General features: G+C 74.7%; 24 protein-coding genes. 13 read left to right on the forward strand and 11 right to left on the reverse strand.

Annotated features, from left to right (window positions below; genetic code table 11):
• The first annotated feature begins 54 nt into the window (after window positions 1–54).
• Window positions 55–1,425, forward strand: a complete 1,371-nt coding sequence (locus tag IE271_RS15830; RefSeq protein ID WP_190190942.1) for a phosphoinositide-specific phospholipase C-related protein — start codon at window positions 55–57, stop codon at window positions 1,423–1,425.
• Window positions 1,426–1,486: 61 nt separating this feature from the next.
• Here the strand turns inward: IE271_RS15830 and IE271_RS15835 are convergent, their stop codons facing one another.
• Window positions 1,487–2,197 (reverse strand): dienelactone hydrolase family protein, encoded by a 711-nt coding sequence (locus tag IE271_RS15835; RefSeq protein ID WP_190190943.1) that lies wholly within the window; start codon window positions 2,195–2,197, stop codon window positions 1,487–1,489.
• A 193-nt stretch (window positions 2,198–2,390) separates the two neighbouring features.
• On the opposite strand from IE271_RS15835, the gene IE271_RS15840 reads away from it, so the two are divergent.
• The gene (locus IE271_RS15840; RefSeq protein WP_190190944.1) at window positions 2,391–2,804 is read left to right on the forward strand and encodes a VOC family protein; all 414 of its coding nucleotides are present in this window, start codon (window positions 2,391–2,393) and stop codon (window positions 2,802–2,804) included.
• 59 nt (window positions 2,805–2,863) lie between these two features.
• Window positions 2,864–3,967, forward strand: a complete 1,104-nt coding sequence (locus IE271_RS15845) for an adenosine deaminase (protein ID WP_190190945.1) — start codon at window positions 2,864–2,866, stop codon at window positions 3,965–3,967.
• Here IE271_RS15845 and IE271_RS15850 read toward each other — a convergent pair.
• Window positions 3,928–4,959, reverse strand: coding sequence for a LysR family transcriptional regulator (locus IE271_RS15850; protein WP_229919365.1), 1,032 nt, complete (start codon window positions 4,957–4,959; stop codon window positions 3,928–3,930). The two genes, IE271_RS15845 and IE271_RS15850, sit on opposite strands and share 40 nt — an antisense overlap.
• Window positions 4,960–5,090: 131 nt before the next feature.
• Here IE271_RS15850 and mgrA point away from each other — a divergent pair, with 131 nt between their 5' ends.
• A complete protein-coding gene (gene mgrA / locus IE271_RS15855) occupies window positions 5,091–6,089 on the forward strand; it encodes an L-glyceraldehyde 3-phosphate reductase (RefSeq protein ID WP_190190946.1) in 999 nt (332 codons plus the stop codon).
• A 397-nt stretch (window positions 6,090–6,486) separates the two neighbouring features.
• Window positions 6,487–6,897 (forward strand): hypothetical protein, encoded by a 411-nt coding sequence (locus IE271_RS15860; protein WP_190190947.1) that lies wholly within the window; start codon window positions 6,487–6,489, stop codon window positions 6,895–6,897.
• A gap of 89 nt (window positions 6,898–6,986) precedes the next feature.
• Here the strand turns inward: IE271_RS15860 and IE271_RS15865 are convergent, their stop codons facing one another.
• The 4 genes from IE271_RS15865 to IE271_RS15880 all read right to left on the reverse strand — a co-directional run bounded on the left by IE271_RS15865 (window position 6,987) and on the right by IE271_RS15880 (window position 8,948).
• The gene (locus tag IE271_RS15865) at window positions 6,987–7,646 is read right to left on the reverse strand and encodes a class I SAM-dependent DNA methyltransferase (protein WP_190190948.1); all 660 of its coding nucleotides are present in this window, start codon (window positions 7,644–7,646) and stop codon (window positions 6,987–6,989) included.
• A 65-nt stretch (window positions 7,647–7,711) separates the two neighbouring features.
• Window positions 7,712–8,158 carry a PRC-barrel domain-containing protein gene (locus tag IE271_RS15870; protein ID WP_308435182.1) on the reverse strand — a complete coding sequence of 149 codons (447 nt, stop codon included), beginning with the start codon at window positions 8,156–8,158 and terminating at the stop codon, window positions 7,712–7,714.
• Window positions 8,158–8,808: a PRC-barrel domain-containing protein gene (locus tag IE271_RS15875; protein WP_190190950.1), complete on the reverse strand. Its 651-nt coding sequence runs from the start codon at window positions 8,806–8,808 to the stop codon at window positions 8,158–8,160. Before IE271_RS15875 ends, IE271_RS15870 begins: the two co-directional genes overlap by 1 nt.
• Window positions 8,805–8,948 (reverse strand): hypothetical protein, encoded by a 144-nt coding sequence (locus tag IE271_RS15880; RefSeq protein ID WP_190191016.1) that lies wholly within the window; start codon window positions 8,946–8,948, stop codon window positions 8,805–8,807. The genes IE271_RS15875 and IE271_RS15880 overlap by 4 nt, the downstream gene beginning before the upstream one ends.
• 316 nt (window positions 8,949–9,264) lie before the next feature.
• Between IE271_RS15880 and IE271_RS15885 the strand changes: the two genes are divergently transcribed.
• Entirely contained in the window at window positions 9,265–9,627 is a 363-nt protein-coding gene (locus tag IE271_RS15885; RefSeq protein WP_229919366.1) for an STAS domain-containing protein, read from the forward strand.
• A gap of 242 nt (window positions 9,628–9,869) precedes the next feature.
• Window positions 9,870–10,322 (forward strand): ATP-binding protein, encoded by a 453-nt coding sequence (locus IE271_RS15890; RefSeq protein ID WP_190190952.1) that lies wholly within the window; start codon window positions 9,870–9,872, stop codon window positions 10,320–10,322.
• Between the two features lie 234 nt (window positions 10,323–10,556).
• Here the strand turns inward: IE271_RS15890 and IE271_RS15895 are convergent, their stop codons facing one another.
• The gene (locus IE271_RS15895) at window positions 10,557–11,741 is read right to left on the reverse strand and encodes a cobalamin B12-binding domain-containing protein (protein ID WP_190190953.1); all 1,185 of its coding nucleotides are present in this window, start codon (window positions 11,739–11,741) and stop codon (window positions 10,557–10,559) included.
• Entirely contained in the window at window positions 11,738–12,157 is a 420-nt protein-coding gene (locus tag IE271_RS43965; protein ID WP_190190954.1) for a PP2C family serine/threonine-protein phosphatase, read from the reverse strand. The genes IE271_RS15895 and IE271_RS43965 overlap by 4 nt, the downstream gene beginning before the upstream one ends.
• A gap of 362 nt (window positions 12,158–12,519) precedes the next feature.
• On the opposite strand from IE271_RS43965, the gene IE271_RS15905 reads away from it, so the two are divergent.
• A complete protein-coding gene (locus IE271_RS15905; protein ID WP_190190955.1) occupies window positions 12,520–13,929 on the forward strand; it encodes a diacylglycerol/lipid kinase family protein in 1,410 nt (469 codons plus the stop codon).
• A 97-nt stretch (window positions 13,930–14,026) separates the two neighbouring features.
• Here the strand turns inward: IE271_RS15905 and IE271_RS15910 are convergent, their stop codons facing one another.
• Window positions 14,027–14,257 (reverse strand): DUF5133 domain-containing protein, encoded by a 231-nt coding sequence (locus tag IE271_RS15910; RefSeq protein ID WP_190190956.1) that lies wholly within the window; start codon window positions 14,255–14,257, stop codon window positions 14,027–14,029.
• Between the two features lie 161 nt (window positions 14,258–14,418).
• Here IE271_RS15910 and IE271_RS15915 point away from each other — a divergent pair, with 161 nt between their 5' ends.
• From IE271_RS15915 to IE271_RS15935, 5 genes are all read left to right on the forward strand, one after another.
• Window positions 14,419–15,009, forward strand: a complete 591-nt coding sequence (locus IE271_RS15915; RefSeq protein ID WP_190190957.1) for a DinB family protein — start codon at window positions 14,419–14,421, stop codon at window positions 15,007–15,009.
• Between the two features lie 152 nt (window positions 15,010–15,161).
• Window positions 15,162–15,644 (forward strand): VOC family protein, encoded by a 483-nt coding sequence (locus tag IE271_RS15920; protein ID WP_190190958.1) that lies wholly within the window; start codon window positions 15,162–15,164, stop codon window positions 15,642–15,644.
• Between the two features lie 523 nt (window positions 15,645–16,167).
• A complete protein-coding gene (locus tag IE271_RS15925) occupies window positions 16,168–16,395 on the forward strand; it encodes a hypothetical protein (RefSeq protein WP_190190959.1) in 228 nt (75 codons plus the stop codon).
• 291 nt (window positions 16,396–16,686) lie between these two features.
• Complete coding sequence (locus tag IE271_RS15930) at window positions 16,687–17,346, forward strand: ATP-dependent Clp protease proteolytic subunit (RefSeq protein WP_190190960.1); 660 nt, start codon at window positions 16,687–16,689, stop codon at window positions 17,344–17,346.
• Between the two features lies 1 nt (window position 17,347).
• Entirely contained in the window at window positions 17,348–17,953 is a 606-nt protein-coding gene (locus IE271_RS15935) for a ClpP family protease (RefSeq protein WP_190190961.1), read from the forward strand.
• Window positions 17,954–18,071: 118 nt separating this feature from the next.
• On the opposite strand, the gene IE271_RS15940 is transcribed toward IE271_RS15935, so the two are convergent.
• Together IE271_RS15940 and IE271_RS15945 are read right to left on the reverse strand one after the other, a co-directional pair.
• Entirely contained in the window at window positions 18,072–18,494 is a 423-nt protein-coding gene (locus IE271_RS15940) for a helix-turn-helix domain-containing protein (RefSeq protein ID WP_190190962.1), read from the reverse strand.
• A gap of 118 nt (window positions 18,495–18,612) precedes the next feature.
• Window positions 18,613–19,728 carry a cation diffusion facilitator family transporter gene (locus IE271_RS15945; RefSeq protein ID WP_190190963.1) on the reverse strand — a complete coding sequence of 372 codons (1,116 nt, stop codon included), beginning with the start codon at window positions 19,726–19,728 and terminating at the stop codon, window positions 18,613–18,615.
• Window positions 19,729–19,855 lie beyond the last annotated feature (127 nt).

The following is a 19,855-nucleotide window of genomic DNA, read 5'->3' on the forward strand; positions in this document are numbered from 1 at the left end:
CCCCCCACACCCGCCCGGCGGCCCCGGCCGCCGCGCCGCAAGAAGGGACCCCGCATGCGGATCCGCCGCCCGTCTCTCCCCCTGGTCGCCTCCGCCGCCGCGGCGGCCGCGCTCACCACCGTCCTGGCCGCCCCCGCGAGCGGCGCCGAGGTGCCGTCCGGCACCTACTACGTGCAGAGCGCCCTCACGGGCCTGAACGCCGCCGACAGCGGAGGAGCGGTCGAGCAGCACAACCCGCGCGGGAACGAGGACCACCAGCAGTGGACGCTGCGCGCGAGCGGGACGGCGTACGTGCTGGAGAGCACGGACGCGGCCGGCAACTGCCTCGGCCGCTCCGGGGACCAGGCCCGGACGGTGCCCTGCGCCGGGGCGGACGCCGCCTGGGAGGTGACGCCGGCGGGCGCCGACCGGTACACGCTCAAGGTGCCCGGCGCCGAGCGCTACCTGACGGTGGGCGCCAAGCCCTCGGGCGGCACCTACCCGGCCCGGCTGGCCGTGGGGGCCGCGGGCGACCGGGCCGCCTGGTACCTCACGCCGGTGACCTCGCCGACCGCGCCGATGCCGTCCGCCGACCGGCGCACCTTCGACCAGGTCACCTTCCTCACGGCGCACAACGCGTACGCCAACGGCGTCGACGGCGGCTTCGCGCCGCCCTTCGTGAACCTCGCGCCGAACCAGAGCCGGGGCATCACGCAGCAGCTCCAGGACGGCGTCCGCGGCTTCATGCTGGACCTCCACCAGACCCCGGACGGCGCGATCCTGTGCCACAACAGCTGCACGCTCGTCAGCCGCCCGGTCGCCCTCTGGGTCGACCTCCAGCGCATCGTGGACTTCCTGGAACAGCACCCGCAGGAGATGGCCACCGTGTTCCTGGAGGACTACGTCGACCCCGCCGTCCTGCGCGACGAACTCGCCCGCGTCGACGGCCTGTCCGACGTCCTCTTCCGGCCCGACCAGGCGGGCGTGCGCACCGGCGGCTGGCCGAAGGTGGCGGACCTGATCGCGCGCAACGACCGGCTGCTGCTCTTCACCGACCACAGCCGCGCGGCCGACGAGACGGCGGGCCTGACCCGGGACGGCTTCGGCGTGATGTACCAGCGGGAGTGGACGGTCGAGAACTACTGGTCCATGGGCTCGGGGGCCGGCACCTCGGACTGGTCCTGCTACAGCCGCTGGTACGACGCGGACACCACCATCCCGCTGACCCGGACGGAGCCGGGCTTCCGGCCGCTCTTCGTCATGAACCACTTCCGCGACGTCACGCTCTCCGCCACGGCCGGCACGGACAACACCAAGCTCGCCGACCGGGCCCGGCGCTTCTGCCAGCCGGCCGCCCGCAAGAAGCCCACCTTCCTGGCGGTGGACCGCTACGACCTGGGCGACCCGATGGCGGCGGTGAACGAGCTCAACACGTACGTCTACTGACGGCCCGGCGGGCCGCGCGCCCAGGGCGGGGCGGAGTGCCGGGCACTCCGCCCCGCCGGCGTCAGGCCAGCTGCTCGCGCAGGAACGCCACCGTGCTCTCCCATGCCTTCGCCGCGGACTCCGGGTCGTGCACCTCGGGGCGGCCGTCGTTGAAGAACGCGTGGTCGGCCGGGTACACGCGCAGGTCGGGCGCGACACCGGTCTGCGCCTCGATCGTCTCGCGCAGCGTGTCGAGGCTCTCCAGCGGGATGGCCTCGTCGCGCTCGCCGTAGTGGCCGAGGACACGCGCCCGCATCCCGGAGAAGTCGGGCAGCTCGCCCTGGACCACGCCGTAGAACGGCACGGCCGCGCGCACCCGCTGATCGGTCGCCGCCTGGTACAGCACGAAGCCGCCGCCCATGCAGAAGCCGACCGAGCCGACGCCCTCGGACGTCACCTCCGGGCGGTCCAGGAGGTAGTCGACGGCGCCGGACAGCAGCTCCACGCCGCGCGGGACCGGCAGGTCCTGCATCATGCGGTACGCCTCCTGGCTGTCGTGCGCCACGTTGCCGCCGTACAGGTCGGGGGCGAGGGCCACGAAGCCCTCCTGCGCCAGCCGGTCGGCGACGTCCGCGATGTGGTCCGTCAGGCCCCACCACTCCTGGATGACGATCACCCCGGGACCCTGCCCCGACGGGGGCAGCGCGAGGTAGCCGTGCGCGGTGCCGCCCGCGCTCGGGAAGGTCACGTTCTGGTGGGCCGGGGCGCCGGTCGACCTGGGGGTCTCGGACATGGGGGACCTCACTCCTGTCGGACTGATCTTGTTTCCAGCATGCAGGACGTGCGCGTCCCGCTCGCAGCGGGGCCCGCCCGAAGCGGCGGCCCGCGGTGTGTCACGTGCTCCTCGGCGGATGCCGTATCCTCGCGTGTTACGTATAACGCCGCCGTGGGCGCGGCACCCGTCCTACCCGGGAGGAAGTCCACCGATGAGACGCATCGCCCTGGTGACCCTCGTCGTCGACGACTACGACGCGGCGATCCGCTTCTACACCGACGCCCTGGGCTTCCGGCTCGTCGAGGACACCCCGCGGCCCGACGGGTCCCGCTGGGTCGTCGTCGAGCCGGGCACCGGCTCCGGCGCCGCCCTGCTGCTGGCCCGGGCCAAGGACGGGGCGCAGCGCGCCCGCGTCGGCGACCAGACCGGCGGCCGGGTCGGCTTCTTCCTGCACACCGACGACTTCGCCCGCGACCACGCGCGGATGCGGGCGGCGGGCGTGACCTTCCTGGAGGAGCCGCGCCACGAGCCGTACGGCTCGGTCGCCGTCTTCCAGGACCTGTACGGCAACCGCTGGGACCTGCTCCAGCCCGCCGCCCCCGCCCCCGGCCCGTCCGGCGCCTGACCCGCCCGACGGCCGACCCCTCCCCGCCCGACCCCTCCCCGAGAACAGGACGCACACGCATGACCGGGCCCCGCTCGACGCACCCCCTCGACACCGACACCATCCGGCGGCTGCCCAAGGCCGTCCTGCACGACCACCTCGACGGCGCCCTGCGCCCGGCCACGCTCGTCGAGCTGGCCGCCGAGGTCGGCCACACCCTGCCCGCCACCGACCCCGAGGCGCTCGCCGCCTGGTACTACGACGCCGCAAACTCCGGCGACCTGGTGCGCTACATCGCCACCTTCGAGCACACCCTCGCCGTCATGCAGCACCGCGAGGGCCTGCTGCGCACCGCGCAGGAGTACGTGCTCGACCTGGCCGCCGACGGCGTCGTGTACGGCGAGGTCCGCTACGCGCCCGAGCTGATGGTGAACGGCGGCCTCACCCTGCCCGAGGTCGTCGAGACCGTGCAGGAGGGCCTCGCCGCGGGCATGGCGGCGGCCGCGGCCGCCGGCACCCCGGTGCGGGTCGGCACGCTGCTGTGCGGGATGCGGATGTTCGACCGCACCCGCGAGATCGCGGACCTGGCCGTGGCCCACCGGGACGCCGGGGTCGTCGGCTTCGACATCGCGGGCGCCGAGGACGGCTTCCCGCCCGCCGCCCACCTCGCCGCCTTCGAGCACCTGCGCCTGGAGAACGTGCCGTTCACCATCCACGCCGGCGAGGCCCACGGCCTGCCCAGCATCCACCAGGCCCTCCAGGTCTGCGGCGCCCAGCGCATCGGCCACGGCGTGCGCCTCGCCGACGACATCGCCGACGGCAAGCTCGGCCGCCTCGCGGGCTGGGTGCGCGACCGCCGCGTGGCCCTGGAGATGTGCCCCACCTCCAACCTCCAGACGGGCGCGGCCGAGTCGGTCGCCACGCACCCGATCACGCTCCTGCGCGACCTCGGCTTCCGGGTCACGGTCAACACCGACAACCGGCTGGTCTCCGGCACGACCATGACCCGCGAGATGTCCCTGCTGGTGGAGGAGGCCGGCTGGACCCTCGACGACCTGCGCACGGTCACGGTCAACGCCCTCAAGAGCGCCTTCATACCGTTCGACGAGCGCAACGCCCTCATCCGGGACGTCGTGCTGCCGGCCTACGACGCCGCGGCAGCGGAGGCGTCCGGCGCGGTGTGACCGCCCGGCGGCCGGACCCGCGCGCGGCCCTCACCGGTCCGCGCGCGGCCCTCACCGGTCCGCGCGCGGCCCTCACCGGGGCTGCCCACGGCCTCCCGGGGCGTGAGCACCCCCTGCGCCTCCAGGAGGGCCAGCAGCGCGCGGGCCGCGGGGCTGGTCGCCTCCGGCGGCGGCACCATGACGGCGGTCTCGTACGCCGTCTCCGGGTCCGTCTTCAGCGGCACCGCCGTGAGCAGGGACGCCTCGCGCTTGTGGGCGAAGTGGCGGGGCACGACGGCGATGCCGAGGCCCTCGCCGACCAGCTCCAGGAGGGTGTGCACGTCGCTGGTCTCCAGCGGGACCCCGCGTGGGACGCCCGCCGCCGCGAACGCCGCGTCGGTGGTGCGGCGCGGCCCCCAGTCGGTGTGGAAGTCGACGAAGGTCTCGCCGGCCAGGTCGGCCGGGGTGACGGCGCCGCCGCCCGCGAGCCGGTGCGCCGCGTGGCACAGCACGGTCATCGGCTCGCGGGCCAGCGGCAGGACCCGCAGGTGCTCGGTGCCGGAGCGCGGCGTCACGCCGAAGGCCAGGTCCAGGCGGCCCGCGACGACGTCCTCGGCGAGCGCGCCGGAGCCGGCCTGCCGCAGCCCGATCTCCACGTCAGGGTGGCGCCGCCGGAACGCGGCCAGCAGCCCGGGCACGTGCACCCCGGCCAGGCACTGCTCGGTGCCCAGGGCCAGGCTGCCGCGCAGCACCCCCTGGACGGCGGCCACCGCCTCGTGGGCGGCGCGCACCTGGGCGAGGATCCGCTCGGCCTCGCCCAGCAGCGCCCGGCCCGCCTCGGTGAGCGTGACGCGGCGGGTGGTGCGGACGAAGAGCGGGGCCCGCAGCTCCCGCTCCAGCGCGCGGATCGAGGCCGACAGACCGGACTGGGACACCCGCAGCCGCTGCGCCGCCCGGGTGAAGTGCCGGTCCTCGGCGACCGCGACGAAGTGCTGGAGATGGCGCAGTTCCATGGCTGAGAAGCCTAAGCGCTGAATTCCATCCGATTCTCCTGTTGGACCGCTGACCGGTGCGCGGGCGAGAGTGGACGCGGTCGTTCGGCCGTCTGGTTCCGATCCCCTTGGTTCCGATCCCTGGAGTCGCGTTGTACACCGCACACCCCGACCGCTACGCGGACATGCCCTACCGGCGCTCCGGACGCAGCGGTCTGCAGCTGCCCGCCCTGTCGCTCGGCCTGTGGCACAACTTCGGCCCCGACCGGCCCGCGGAGACCCAGCGCGCGATCCTGCGCCGCGCCTTCGACCTCGGCGTCACCCACTTCGACCTCGCCAACAACTACGGGCCGCCGCCCGGCGCCGCCGAGTCCGCCCTCGGCGCGGCCCTGAAGGCCGACTTCGCGCCGTACCGCGACGAGCTGGTGATCTCGACCAAGGCCGGCTACCTGATGTGGCCCGGGCCGTACGGCGAGTGGGGCTCGCGCAAGTACCTGCTGTCCTCGCTCGACCAGAGCCTGGGCCGTATGGGCCTGGACCACGTCGACATCTTCTACTCGCACCGCCCCGACCCGGACACTCCGCTGGAGGAGACGATGGGCGCGCTGCACTCGGCGGTGCAGCAGGGCAAGGCGCTGTACGTGGGCGTGTCCAACTACTCCCCGGAGCAGACCCGCGAGGCCGCCCGCATCCTGGGCGAGCTGGGCACCCCGCTCCTGATCCACCAGCCGCGCTACTCGATGCTCGACCGCCGCCCCGAGGACGAGGGCCTGCTGGACACGCTCCAGGAGCTGGGCGTCGGCTCCATCGCGTACTCGCCGCTGGAGCAGGGGCTGCTCACCTCCCGCTACCTCGACGGCATCCCGGAGGACTCGCGGGCGGCGAGCGACAGCCCCTTCCTCAGCGCGGACAAGGTCACCGGCGAACTGGTGGAGCGGCTGCGCGCCCTCGACGGGATCGCCAAGTCGCGCGGCCAGTCCCTCGCCCAGACGGCCCTCGCCTGGGTGCTGCGGGGCGGCCGGGTCACCTCGGCCCTGATCGGCGCCAGCAGCCCCGAGCAGCTGGAGGACAGCGTGGCGGCGGTGCGCGACCTGGAGTTCACGCAGGACGAGCTGGACCGGATCGACGCGATCGTGCGCTCGGACGCGTAGGCGTCCCGCCGACGCCCTCGGGCGTCCCGTCCGGCGGCCGTCCGCACCCCGTGGTGCGGACGGCCGCCGTCGTATTCGCGCCAGCCGCGGTGCCGGTGTTCGGCATCGCGAAGCCGCCCTCCGTCGCTCCCCGTGGGAGGGCGGCGCGACCCTTCGCTTCCGCCACGTCCGTCCGTCCGGCCGCCCCCGACCAGCGGTTTTTGGCATGTCTAAGCCAATCCGTGCGGTGAATGCGCCGGGATACTGGCCGGAAAACAGGGGTGACAGTGTGTCAGGAGTGGCGATACACAAAGTGAGGGCCATGCACCGTCGACGGGGCCGACGTCACCGTGCAGGGCACTCGAGCCGCAGGAAAGCGAGGCCGCACCGGCAACGAGCGACGCGACGGGGAGAGAGCGTGCACGACGAGTTCCTGTGCCATGTCACCGCGTACGGCATATGCGGTGGTCAGCGCGTCGGTGTCCCCCTGGGCACCTATCGCGCGCCCACGCTGGCCCTCGCCCTGTGGTGGCTGCGCGACCGCGCGTCGTGGATCGCCGAACGGCTCGATCCGCACCCCGACGCCCCGCACTTCCCGCCGCAGTCGATCGCCCCGGTCGCCGACCACGTCCCCGACGTCCCGAGCGTGCTGCGTGCCTGGTGCGGCGACCCCGAGGAGCAGGAGTGGGTCGCCGAGGAACTGCTCGCGGGACGCCTCGTCCACCTCGTGACGAGCGACGACACCACCGAGTACGAGTTCCTGGCCGAGTCCGTCGACGCCGTGCGGATGCAGCGGACGGCCCCGTTCCTGGCCACCCCGGCCGCCTGAACGCATCCCGCCGTCCCGTACCGGACGGGACTCCCGTACCGGACGGGAGCCCGCGCGGCCCGGCGGTCCGCCACCGCGGGTCAGGAGACCTACCCGTCCGCTCTGCGCGCCGGCAGATGCGCCTGCGGGAAGCCGCGTTCGCCCTCCTCCGGGGCGCGCAGCAGCCGGGCCGTCTCCTCGAACCCCGCGTCGCGCAGCAGCCGGGCGACGTGGTCGGGGGAGAAGCGGTGGGCGAGCGCCACCTTGTGGTCGAAGGCCTCCGCCACACCGTCCGGATCGTCGAGCGCCGGGAAGGCGAGCAGCAGCCGGCCGCCCGGCGCCAGGACGCGGCGGAACTCGGCGAACGCCTCCGGCAGTCGCTCCGGCGGCGTGTGGATCAGCGAGTACCGGGCCAGGACACCGCCGAGCGCGCCGTCGGCGACGTCCAGGGCCGTCGTCGAACCCACCGTGAACCGCAGGTCCGGATGGGCCGCGCGGGCCAGGTCGATCATCGCGGGGGACAGGTCGACGCCCGTCGCCATCAGCCCGAGCGTGCGCAGACGGGCCGTCACCTGGCCGGGGCCGCAGCCCACGTCGACGACCGGGCCGGCGCCGTCGGCCCGGACGAGGTCCGCGAAGGCGGCCGGCAGGGCCCGGTCCAGCGGCGCGGCGGCGAGGCTGCCGGCGGACAGCTCGGCGTAGCGCTCCGCCACCGCGTCGTAGGAGGAACGGGTGGTGCGTACGGAGTCGGCTCGATCATGACCGCGCACCGTCGTACGGCCCGGCCCCGCGGGGGCGGGTTCCGGCCGGGCCCCGCGCACCCCCGCGCCAGCCGCTACGGGGCGTGCCGCGTCGCCGGCTCGGCCCGGACGACCAGCGCGTACTCGCCGAGTCCGAGCAGGCTGTCGGCCGGCAGCTCGCCGAGGGCGGTGTGGACCGTCCCGATCCGGCCGGTCTCCGGGTCGAAGGAGACGTCCTTGACGGTGCCGCGCTCGTCGCCGGCCTCGGTCAGGATCCTCTGGCGCAGCATCTCGTGGTGGACCGGCGTCGTGGCGGGCTCGGCGTCCAGCGCCGCCGCGGACCGCACGAGCGCGGCGTCGGGGCCGAGGGCGTGCAGCGCGTTCCAGGCGATCGTGGTGTCCTGGTGGCCGCGCGGCCGGGAGACCCGCAGATGGCTGATGTGGCCGGAGGCGACCTCGACGGTCAGCGATGCGAGGACGCCCAGTTCGGCGGCCTCGCCGAGCGTCACCACCGGCAGGCCCTGCACCTGGGAGAAGAGCATCACGGGGTCGGTCCCTCCTTCGGCGCGTCCGCCTCGACCGGCACCGCGCGGGCGCCGGGAGCCGGTCCCGCGCCCTCGCGTCCCGCCCGGGCGCGGAAGGCGTCGATCTGGCCCACGAAGCTCGGCAGGTCGTCGGCGACGAAGTGGGTCACGCCCGCCGGGACGACCAGGGCCGTGCCCGACACGGCGAGGGTCTCGCCGCGCGGGACGTACACCTTGCGCCGGCGCCGCCTGGAGCCCGGCACCAGCGACTCGCTCGCGGCGATGCGGAAGCCCACCACCCGTCCGCTGGTGCCGCCCTCGACGACGATGTCCAGGACGGTGCCGATCTCGGCGCCCGCGTCGGTGAGCACCCGCGCGCCCAGGACGTGGCCGCCGGCCGCCTCCTTGCGGGCGACCACGGCGGCCGGCTCCGCGAGCGCCTCGCGGCCGCGGATCATCACGGCGTGCCCGCCGAGCGAGTGGACCGCCTCCCAGGGCAGGCTCTGCCTCAGCGGGCCGGCCAGCAGACCGCGCCCGCTCAGTGTGAAACCCACGATGCGTCCCGCCGGGCCGTCGAACACGGTGTCCTTGATCTGGGCCACGGCCTCGCCGTCCAGCGTCACCACCGGCCGCTTGGCCAGGTCCCGCGCCGCCGTCAGCCCGCTCACGCCGCACCCCGTCCGCCCGGCCGGCCGCGCCGTACCGCGATCACCGTGCCGGACCTCCGGCGCGCCTGCACCCCCAGGGCCAGGGCGCCCACCACGACCAGTGCCACGAACACGACGACCAGCCACATCCACCAAGTCACTGTCCACCTCCGGTCGTCCGGGAGCCGGCCGCCGCCGGCCGGTCCCGCGGTCTCCGTGTGCCCCGGCACGGCGGGAGGATGCACCGGACAGCCCGCACCGTGCGAGGGCCCTTCGCAGGCCATCGTCCCGCACGGCGGACACGTCGGCACAAGGCGGATGTTGCCAACGGGCAACGACCGGTTACCGTTGGGGCGTAACAGGGTCGTCGCGGCGCATCGTTCCCTCTCCGGTGGCATGACCGCGGCCGGACGTGGTACTCGACTCCGCACACCCATCCGACCAGGACAGTCCGCGTCGACTTCGCGAAGGAACGTTGTGCACTCTGCCCAGGGGCCCGGCCAGTCGGCCTTGTCGCTGTCGGTGCGTGAAACCGGCACATCGATGGTGATCTCCGTGATCGGCGAGGTCGACCTGGACAACGTGGGCAGGCTGAGCGAGGTGCTGGAGCGCCAGGCGCTGGGGTCGGAACACGCCGTGGTGCTGGACCTGTCCGGGGTCACTTTCGCGGACTCCACCACCGTCAACGCCATTCTCCGGGCGCGCCGCGACCTCGGCCCGCGCCTGCGGCTCGCCGCCCTGTCGCCCTACGTCGAGCGGCTGGTGGAGATCACCGGGATCCGGCAGGCGCTGCCGGTGTACGGCACGGTCGACGAAGCCCTGCAGTCCGCCCCGGCGTAGCCGGCCCGGACGCGACCGGTACCCTCACGGACCGGACCGGGTGTACGGGACAGCCACTTCGCGCGCTCGGTTCGTGACGCAAGGTGACCGTCATGCCGGTACACGGCCTGCCCGGAGCTGCGCGGGGGCGGTCCGCGCGGAGCCCGGGCAACGGAGAAGTATCGGTAATGTCTGCGGGGCGCCGCTGGGGGTACCAGAATGCTCAGCAGCGTCCGGTCAGACCGGTTCCGAGAGAGAAATGCATGATCCAACATGTGGACGGGGCAGTGATGCCGACTGGCTTCGACGTGCCTGTGCAGCCGCTCAGGCAGGCTGCCCACTATTCCGGTGACCCGGGATGCATCGCCGACGCGCGCGGCTTCGCGGAGCTGTTCGTCGAGCGTCTCCGCTCGGAGTGGTGCGCCGACATCGGCGCTCGGGCGGCCGGCGACGTGATCCTGCTCGTGAGCGAGCTGGTGACCAACGCCGACCGGCACAGTCACGGTCCGTACATCCTCGAACTGGAGGGCACCGGCGACGCGGTGACCGTCAGTGTCTACGACAGCAGCGCCAAGCTGCCCGTGCGCTACCCGAGAGACCCGCAGCGCGTGGGCATGCACGGCCTGGAGATCGTGCACGCCGTCGCGACGCAGGTCTCCGTGGAGCGCGTGCCGGTCGGCAAGTGCGTCAAGGCGGTCCTGGCGATCAGCGCCTGACCGCCCTTCCGGGGGCAGCGCGGCGGGCCGCCGGCCGGGACCGGCCGGGCCGCCGACCGGGACCGGCCGGGCCGTCCGCGGCGGCCCGCCGCAGGCTGCGCCGGACCACCGCGGACCGGCCGCTCGTCATCCGGTGGGCCGGAGCGGACGGCGCAGGCCGCGGTGACGGCACGACGTCCGGTGCCGGACACGAGGACGTGACGACGAGCGTGCGCGGCGGCGGTACCGCGGTCGTCATGCGGACTTTCCGGGGCCGGGCACCGGCGGGGCGGGGACGCGGCGCACCGCCTCGTGGGCCCGGCCCAGCAGCGCCGCCGCGCGGGGGAAGTCCGTCAGCCGGTCGCTCAGCAGGTCCAGTGCGGGCAGCAGCGACCGGTGCGGCACGCCCCGTGCCGCCAGCACCTCCGCGGTCCAGGTCATGAAGCCGGTGAGCAGCTCCCCGTCGTCCACGTAGAGCGCCACCGCGAGGAAGTCGACGATGTGGGCGATGTCCTCGGCGGTGTGCTGGCGCTGCAGGTCGGTGTACTCCCGCAGCTGCGGGAAGCGCTCCTCCATGCCCGCGAGGACGGCCCGGACGAGCTGCGGCGAGGAGCGGGACACCAGGGTGTACTCCTGGTCCGCGAGGTGGGGCAGGTCGTCCAGGGGCGCGTGGGCGGGGCGGGGCGTGCGCAGCCCGTGCTCGGCCAGGTGGTCGGCGGCCCCGCGGGCGTCGGCCGCCCAGTGGTCCGCGCCCAGCAGCCGCGCGTACCGGCCGTCGGGGCCGAACGCGGCGCCGCCCACGATCACGGGGATGGACGCCGCCTGGCAGGCGGTGATCGTCGCGTGGGCGGTCGGCAGCCGGGTGGGCAGCGACCCCGACAGGGCGACGACGTCCGGCCCGGTGCGGTGCAGATGGCGGATGAGGTGCGGTGTGGGCACCTGGGCGCCGAGGTAGTCGACCTGCCAGCCGCGCAGCCGCAGCACCTCGGCGACGAGGCGGGCCGGCAGGGCGTGCCACTCGCCGTCGACGCAGGCCACGGCGATCCGGCCGCGCCCGGGGGTCCGGGGCCGGGCCGCGGGGTGGCGGGCGAGCGCGGCGACGACGCGTTCGTTGACGGCCGTCGCGGCGTGCTCCTGGGCGACGCTGATCCGGTCGGCGGCCCACTCCTCGCCCACGCGCCGCTGCACGGCCCCCACGAAGTCGAGCAGGAAGGACTCCGCGTCCACGCCGGAGTCGAGGATCTCCTCGGCGAGGTCCAGCGCGGCGTACTCGTCGCCGTCGGACACCGCCTCCCACAGCCGCTCCACCCACACGTCGCGGGGCGTCCCGCGCCCGGCGTCGGACGTCGTCCCGTGCCCGGCCTCAGGGGGCGCCCCGTGCCCGGCCTCGGAGGTCGTCTCGTACCCGGGTGCGCGCCCGGTCGTCGGAGTCGTGGTCATGCCGTGCACCTGTTCGATCCTCGGCCGCGCCCGGTGCCGGGCCGGCCGTTGCGGGGGGCGCCCACCGCCACCACCGCCATGTCGTCGTGGCGGGCGCCGCCGGCCCACTCCGACACGAGCATCCGTACGCGCTCCACCACCGCCTTTGCGGGCAGCCCGGCGCACTCGCCGAGCGCGCGGCGCAGCCTGCGGCCGCCGACCGTCCCGCCGGTGGGCCCGGCCGGCGGCCCCTCGCCCGGCTCGCCGAGCCCCCGGTGGGCGACGGCGAGCCGGGCCGGCGCGCAGTCGTCCAGCGGCCGTCCCGACCGGGCGCCGGGGAACAGGGCCGCGACGACCACGGGGCGGGGCGCCCCGCTCCAGGCGGTGTCCGGTCCCGTGGTGCCCGTGTCGGCAGACCTGGTGGTGTCACTCTCCACACGCGTGGAATCCGCTGGGCGGGTTCCTTCACCTCACAGTGCAACGACATGTACGGCTTGTGTCAGGCAACGATCGCCGATTCCCGGGCCCGTGGCAATCCGCCTCGGGGAGGCGGCCGCCGCGCGTCCGGCCACGGCGGCCGTTCACCACGGACCGGACACGGGTCCCCCGTCTTTTCCCAACGGTGTCTTCGATTCCGGATGTTCCCGGGTGAACCGCGTCACGAAGGGACCTGGGCACCGGGGCGGCCGCCGATCCATGATCGCCGCAAGTCCGGGCAGACGCACAAGGGGCCCGGCGGCCGGGCCACCGGCCCCACGAACCCGAGTGCGATCGTCGAACAGCAGGGGCGGGCCGAGTCATGGCAGGGCGGAACGTACGGAAGCCGCGTACGAGGTGGGCGGCGACGTCGGACTGGCGCCGCGTCGCGGCGGGCGGTCTCGTGTGGGGCGGCGCGGCCGCGGTCCTGGGCGCCGCGGGCGGCAGGACCGGACGCAGGGCGGCCCTCCGGGGCGCCGGAGCCGTGGCCATCGCCTCGGCCGTGACCCGCGCGGTGGCCAGGCCCGCGGTGCGCAAGGTGCGGCCGCTGCCGGCCGCGGGCCGGGTCGCCTCGGCGGTCGCCTTCGCCGCAGGGGCCGTCCTGGAGGCACCGCGCTACGGCCTTCTGGCGGCGCCCGCCGCGGCCGGGCTCACGGCCGCGCGGCTGCGCGGCGAGGAGCGCCACCCGGGGGACGTCGCCGCGGGCGTCGCCGTCGGCCTCGGCGCCGCCGTGATCACGGCGCGCTGGTGGCCCGTCAAGCCGGAGGCGCCGGCCGCGGCGGCGCCTCCGCGCCGGCCCGCGCCCGCACTGCCCGAGGGCGCCGGACTGCACATCGTGGTCAACCCCTCCTCCGGCCTCTCGCGCGGCGCCGACGCGGACACCGTGACCGACGGCCTGCGCACACTGCTCCCCAAGGCCGGGATCACCGTGCCCGAGGAGGGCCAGGACCTGCGCGACCTCATCGAGCGGGCGGCGCGGCGGGCGAAGCTGGAGGACGGCGCCCTCGGGGCCTGCGGCGGCGACGGGACGGTCAACACCGCGGCGGAGATCGCGGCCCGCGTCGGCGTGCCGCTCGCCGTGTTCCCCGGCGGCACCTTCAACCACTTCGCCATGGACCTGGGCAACCAGACGATGGAGGACGTGGCGCGCGCCGTGCGGGACGGCGACGCGGTGAGCGCCGACATCGGCCGGGCCCGTACGCGGGGCGGCACGGAGAAGGTGTTCCTCAACACCTTCAGCCTCGGCGTCTACACCGACCTGGTGCGCGCCCGCGAGGAGCTGGAGGCCCGGATCGGCAAGTGGCCCGCGCTCGTGGTCGGCCTGGCCAAGGTGCTCGCCCAGGGCAGCCCCGCGACCATCGCCGTCAACGGGCGGCCCCGGCGGCTGTGGCTGCTCTTCGCGGGCAACGGCGTCTACCACCCCGCCGGCTTCGCGCCCACGTACCGCACGCAGCTCGACGACGGGCTGCTCGACGTCCGCGCCGTGGACGGCAGCGCCCCGCTGGCCAGGACCCGGCTGCTGCTGGCCGTCCTCACCGGCACCCTGCACACCTCGCGCGTGCTGAGCACCGCGCAACTGCGCGGTCTGCGGCTCGAAGTGCTCAGCGGCGACCCCCGGTTCGCCTACGACGGCGAGGTGGCGGAGGTCGCCGAGCGCAGCCTGGTCCTCGACAAGCGGCCGCGGGCCGTCACGGTGTACCGGCCCGCGGAACCGGACCGATGGCTGGCCTGAGAGGACGCGGACACGCTTCCGGCGCCGTCCCCCGCACCCGCGGGGGACGGCGCCGGAAGCGTACGTCGCGTGCCGTGCCGACGGGCGGGTGCGCGTCCTAGGACGCCTCGAGCACCGAGTCGTCGCGGGTGCGGGCACCGGGCAGCCGGTGGCGGGCGGCGACGAGCGCGGCGTCCACGTCCTTCGTCCCGGTGGAGACGCACAGGGTGTACGCGACGTCGTCCATGCGCTGCCGCACGTCCGCGTCGCCGTTCTCGGCGTGCAGGACGCGCAGCGTCTCGTACTGCTCGACGAGGTTGCCCAGCACCGCGGGGTGAGCCATCAGCACGGTCTTCTCCTGATCCGTCGTCGTGACCGGCCGGTCCCGGCCGTCCACGCTCGCGGGTACCCGGCTTCGCGCCGCGCACGCCCGGGTGATCGGCGGGAGCGGCGGTCCGGCAGCGGAAACCGGGTGGCGGCCCGGTGCCCGCACGGCCCATCCTCGGCCGTATGACCCATACTTCGCAGACCCCCGACACCGGCGAGCAGAACCTGCCCGAGCGGAGTTTCGGCTGGTCGGACCTGTTCGTCCTGCCCGCGGACGACCCGCGCGGCGGCAGCCGCGCGGGGGAGCGCGACACGCTCGCCGGCTTCCTGCGCGACCAGCGGCTGACACTGGAGATGAAGTGCGCGGGGCTGGACGCCGAGGCGCTGGCCCGCCGCTCGGTGCCGCCGTCCGACCTGTCACTGCTGGGCCTGGTGCGCCACATGGCCTACGTCGAGCAGGCGTGGTTCCGCCGGGTGCTGGCGGGCCAGGACGTGCCGTGGCACTACCGCACCGAGGACGACCGCGACGCCGACTTCGCGGGGGCGGTGCCCGACCCCGAGGTGGTGGCGCACGCGTGGGAGACCTGGCGCGGCGAGGTGGCGTTCGCGGAGCGGTTCGTGGCCGACGCGCCCGACCTGGAGGTCTGCGGGCTCCACCACGGCAGGCCGGTCACGCTGCGGGAGGTGCTGGTGCACATGATCGAGGAGTACGCGCGGCACAACGGCCACGCGGACTTCCTGCGCGAGCGCATCGACGGCCGCGTCGGCGAGTAGCGGCCGCCCGGTCCGTGACCCCGGCGGTGCGGGCGGCGCGGACGAGCAGCGCGAAAAAAAAAGGGGCGGGACACCGATGAGTCCCGGGGCGCGGGCCGGTCGTAACAGGTGACCTTGTTCTCCCGCCGCGGGAACCACCCCAGGAGGCGCTCATGACCACCGACGGATTCACCACGTGCCTGTGGTTCGACGGCAGGGCGGAGGAGGCCGCGCACTTCTACGTGTCGGTCTTCGACCGCTCCCGGATCGGCCGGGTCGTCCGCCGCACCGAGGCGAGTCCCGGCCCGGTCGGCACCGTGCTGACCGTGGAGTTCGAGATCAACGGCCAGCGCTTCCTCGCGCTCGACGGCGGCCCGGAGTTCACGTTCAGCGAGGCGGTCTCCTTCCAGATCGACTGCGCCGACCAGAAGGAGGTCGACCACTACTGGGACCGGCTGACCGAGGGCGGCGGCGAGCCCGGCCCGTGCGGCTGGCTCAAGGACAGGTACGGCCTGTCCTGGCAGGTGGTGCCCACCCGCCTCACGGAGATGGTCGCCGACCCCGACCGGGGGCGGGCGGACCGGGCGATGAAGGCGATGATGTCGATGGGCAAGCTCGACATCGCCGCCCTGGAGAAGGCCTACGCGGGGGAGTGAGCGGGCCGGGGCCCGCCGCCCCGGCCGCCGCGGCGCGGGGCCCGCACCGGACGACACGGGGGTGCGGCCGGTGCGGACCCCGCGCGGAACAGGTAGCCGAGCGTCCGTACGGGGTGTTCTCCGCGGTAGCGGTGGTCGAGCGGTCTCTCCGCGAGGCCATGTGCGCCAGTCCCTCCCCAGCGGCCCGGTGCCCGGTGCGGCAAGCGCTTACTGCCCAGGGTGCCGAGAAGTGCACCAAGGGTGCGGGCGGTGCCCCCGGGGTGGCCGGGGTGCCGGATGCGTCTTCAGGGGGATCGCGGGACTTTGAGACGGCGTGCGGAGCCTTTCGCGCGCTGAGTCCACAAAGGTTGCACCGGATCCGGGTGTGCGACCTCACACGAGGGGGCGCGCGGCGTCGCGGCGTTGTCGGCCATGCTGTTGGCCTCGGGGTTCGTCACCCATTGAGTCGCAGGTCACAAGCCCTCTATCAGGAAGTAACCATGATCACAGGCGGTTCTCACATTGTCTTCACGGGTGGCTCCGTATGCTTCACTGCATGTCCACCACCTCAGAACGTGAGCCCGTCGTGCCCGGGCGCTCGGCCGAAGAGGTCAACGAGGAGATCCGGGCCCTTTGGTTCCGCACCGGTGGGATGCTGAACGGTGAGCAGCGACGGCAGTACCAGCGCCTGGTGATGGAGTGGGCGGCCGCCGCCCCCGAGCCGCGCGAGCGTCCCGACGGCGCGCGCCGTCACCCCACGAACGCGGCGTGACGGCGCTTCTCCGCGCCTGACGGTCCGCAGTCCCGCCCGTCTTCGGCCACCACCCCGACCGCCCCGCCTGCGCTTGCGCGCGCGGGGCGGCGGCGCGTGGTCCACGGCCGGTGTCCGCCGGCGCCGGCGTGCGACGGTCCCTCCTCACGTACCCCACCACCGGTGAGGCGCTTCTCCGCGCGCTCTGCCGTCGGCGAATCTGCCGCGGGCCGAACGAGCGCCGCCGGCGGCTCCCGCCGGGCGAGGGTGGAGGCACCGCGGCGACACGGCCGCGCCACCCGAGGAGGAGCGATGGCACCCTTCAGCACCACCGGCCGGGCCACGGCCGTCCCCCTGCCGTACGCGGGGGAGGGCGACACCCCGTCCACCCGGTTCGACGACCACCTGGCCGCCCAACTGCTCGCCCAGCGCATCGTCCTGCTCGGCACCCAGGTCGACGAGGTCTCCGCCAACCGCGTCTGCGCCCAGTTGCTCCTGCTGTCGGCCGAGGACCCGCGCACCGACATCTGCCTCTGCGTCAACAGCCCCGGCGGATCGGTCCACGCGGGCCTCGCCGTCTACGACACGATGCGGCTGATCCCGAACGACGTCTCCACCCTCGCCATGGGGTTCGCCGCCAGCATGGGCCAGTTCCTGGTCACCGTCGGCACGGCGGGCAAGCGGTACGCGCTGCCCCACGCGCGGATCATGATGCACCAGCCCTCCGCGGGCATCGGCGGCACCACCGCCGACATCGCCATCCAGGCGGACAACCTGGAGTTCACGAAGCGGACCATCGAGCGGATCACCGCGGAGCACACCGGCCAGAACGAGGAGACGATCTCCCGCGACGGCGACCGCGACCGCTGGTTCACGGCCGAACAGGCCCTCGAGTACGGCATGGTCGACCGCGTCGTGGAGTCCCTCGACGAGATCCGCCCGGCCGCCCGCGAGCGACGGATGGGGCTCTGACATGACCCAGTACACGATTCCGAACGTCGTCGAGCGCACCCCGCAGGGCGAGCGCGCCTACGACGTCTACAGCCGGCTCCTGGCCGAGCGGATCGTCTTCCTCGGCACCGAGATCGACGACGGCGTCGCCAACGTCGTCATCGCCCAGCTCCTCCACCTGGAGTCGGCGAACCCGGAGCGCGAGATCGCCGTCTACCTCAACTCGCCCGGCGGCTCCGTCACCTCGCTCATGGCGATCTACGACACGATGACCTTCGTGCAGTCGCCGATCTCGACGTTCTGCGTCGGCCAGGCGGCGTCGACCGCCGCGGTGCTGCTGGCCGGCGGCGACCCCGGGCGGCGCTTCGTCCTGGAGCACGCCCGCGTCCTGCTCGGCCAGCCCGCCAGCGGCGGCACCCAGGGCACCGTCTCCGACCTGAGCCTGCGGGCCAAGGAGATGCTGCGCATCCGCTCGCAGATCGAGGAGGTGCTGGCCGCGCACACCGGCCACTCCGTCGAGCGGCTGCGCGCGGACATGGACCGCGACAAGGTCTTCACCGCGCACGAGGCCGTCGCGTACGGCCTCGCCGACCGGGTGCTCGAACGGCGGCTCGCGGCCGCCGCGTGACCCGGCGGGCCGCCGTACGCACGGGCCGCACGCACGGACCGTACGCAGGCCGGACGACGAGCCGCCGGGCGTCCGGACGCCCGGCGGCGTGAGCCGGTGGACCCTTCCGGTCACGGCACTAGGCGGCGAGCAGCAGCGCGTCCGTCCCGGCCCGCGGCCCGGCGGCCGTCCGGGACGCGGGCCGGACGGCCGACGTCAGGGAGCGGACCCGGGCCGGCTCCCGGGCGGCCAGCTCGCCGTGCACCAGCAGCAGGAGGTCGGCCAGCCGCAGGCCGAGCGCGTGCGCGGCGGCCGCGAGGACCTCCGACGACGCCTCCTTGCGGCCGCGCTCCACCTCGGAGAGGTACGGCATGGAGATCCGGGCCTCGTCGGCGACGTCCTTCAGCGTGCGGTCCTGGGCCAGTCGCTCACGGCGCAGGACGTCGCCCACGACATCGCGCCACAGGGGCTCTCTGGCGGCCGGTTCCGGAGCCCGTTCCGGCTCGGCGGGAACCGGACGCAGGGGGACGACACGGGACTGGTTCCGCACGTGGCTGCTCATCCCCCCAGCCTAGGAGCGTCGCGGCGGGTGGGAAGACGGTGGCGTTCCGCCCTCGGCGAAGCTCCCGGGGACCGCGTGGCGCGGACCCCAGGGGGAGCCGTGGGGCGCGGGGGCGGGGTCAGCGCCTGCCGGGTCCGTCGCGGTGCACCGGACCGTGCGGGGCGTCGCAGTGCGCGCCCGACGGAGCCGGGCCGGCCGCGCCGGTGCGGACCTCCAGGATCTCGGCGGGCGCGTGGTCGACCTGGAGGGTGGTGTGCCCGATGGCGTACTCGCTGTGCAGGATCGACTCCAGGCCCCGGCGCACGGTGTGGCAGTCCGCGCCCGGGTCCACCAGGACGTGTGCGGACAGGGCGGGCTGCCCCGAGGTGATCGTCCACACGTGCAGGTCGTGCACCTCGCCGACGCCCGGCTGGGAGACGAGCCGCTCGCCGATGGCGTCCGGGTCGAGGTGCACGGGCGCCGCCTCCAGGACGATCCGGCCCGACTCCCGCACGAGCCCGTAACCGGCCTTGGCCATGAGGACCACCACGACGAGGGTCGCGATGGCGTCGGCCCGCGCGAACCCGGTGAGCAGCACGACGAGCCCGGCGACCGCCGTGCCGATGAACGCGAACAGGTCGTTGAGGATGTGCTGGTAGGCGCCCTCGACGTTCAGCGAGGTGCGGTTGGCCCGGGAGATGCACCAGGCCGCGGCGATGTTCACGGCGATCCCGGCCAGCGCCGTGACCAGCACCAGGGCGCCCTCGACCGCGGGCGGGTCGATCAGCCGGTGGACGGCCTCGTACGCGAGCCACGCGCCCAGCAGGAGCAGCGTGAGGCCGTTCGCCAGCGCGGACAGGATCTCGGCCCGCTTCAGGCCGTACGTGAAGCCGCCCCGCGCCGGGCGCGCGGCCAGCCGCATCGCGACGAGCGCGAGGACGATCGAGGCGGCGTCCGTGAGCATGTGCGCCGCGTCCGAGATCAGCGCCAGCGACCGGGCGAGCACGCCGACGACGACCTCCACCGCCATGAAGGAGGCGATCAGTGCGAGGGCGAGGGCGAGCCAGCGGCGGTCGGCGTCCGCGCTCACCCCGTGCGTGTGGCCTCCGTGTGCGTGGGACCCGTGCGCGTGGTCCTCATGGGCGTGCTCCTCGGGGGAGCGGCCCGGCCGCGCGCCGTGCCCGTGCCCGCGCTCGGCGACCGTCCGCCGCCCGGCGTCCGGTCCCCGGGTGTGACCGTGCTGGCCGCTGGTCATGGGCTCCCCCTCGCTCCGGCTGTCCGCACTGTCCGACCCCCGAGTGAAGCGCACCTCGCGGAGATCGGCAAAGGCTGCACCGGTGACCGTTGTCATCATCGTTAATACCGCGCTGACCTCCCCTGAT

The sequence above is a fragment of the Streptomyces minutiscleroticus genome (assembly GCF_014650875.1).
Classification (GTDB): Bacteria; Actinomycetota; Actinomycetes; order Streptomycetales; family Streptomycetaceae; genus Streptomyces; species Streptomyces minutiscleroticus.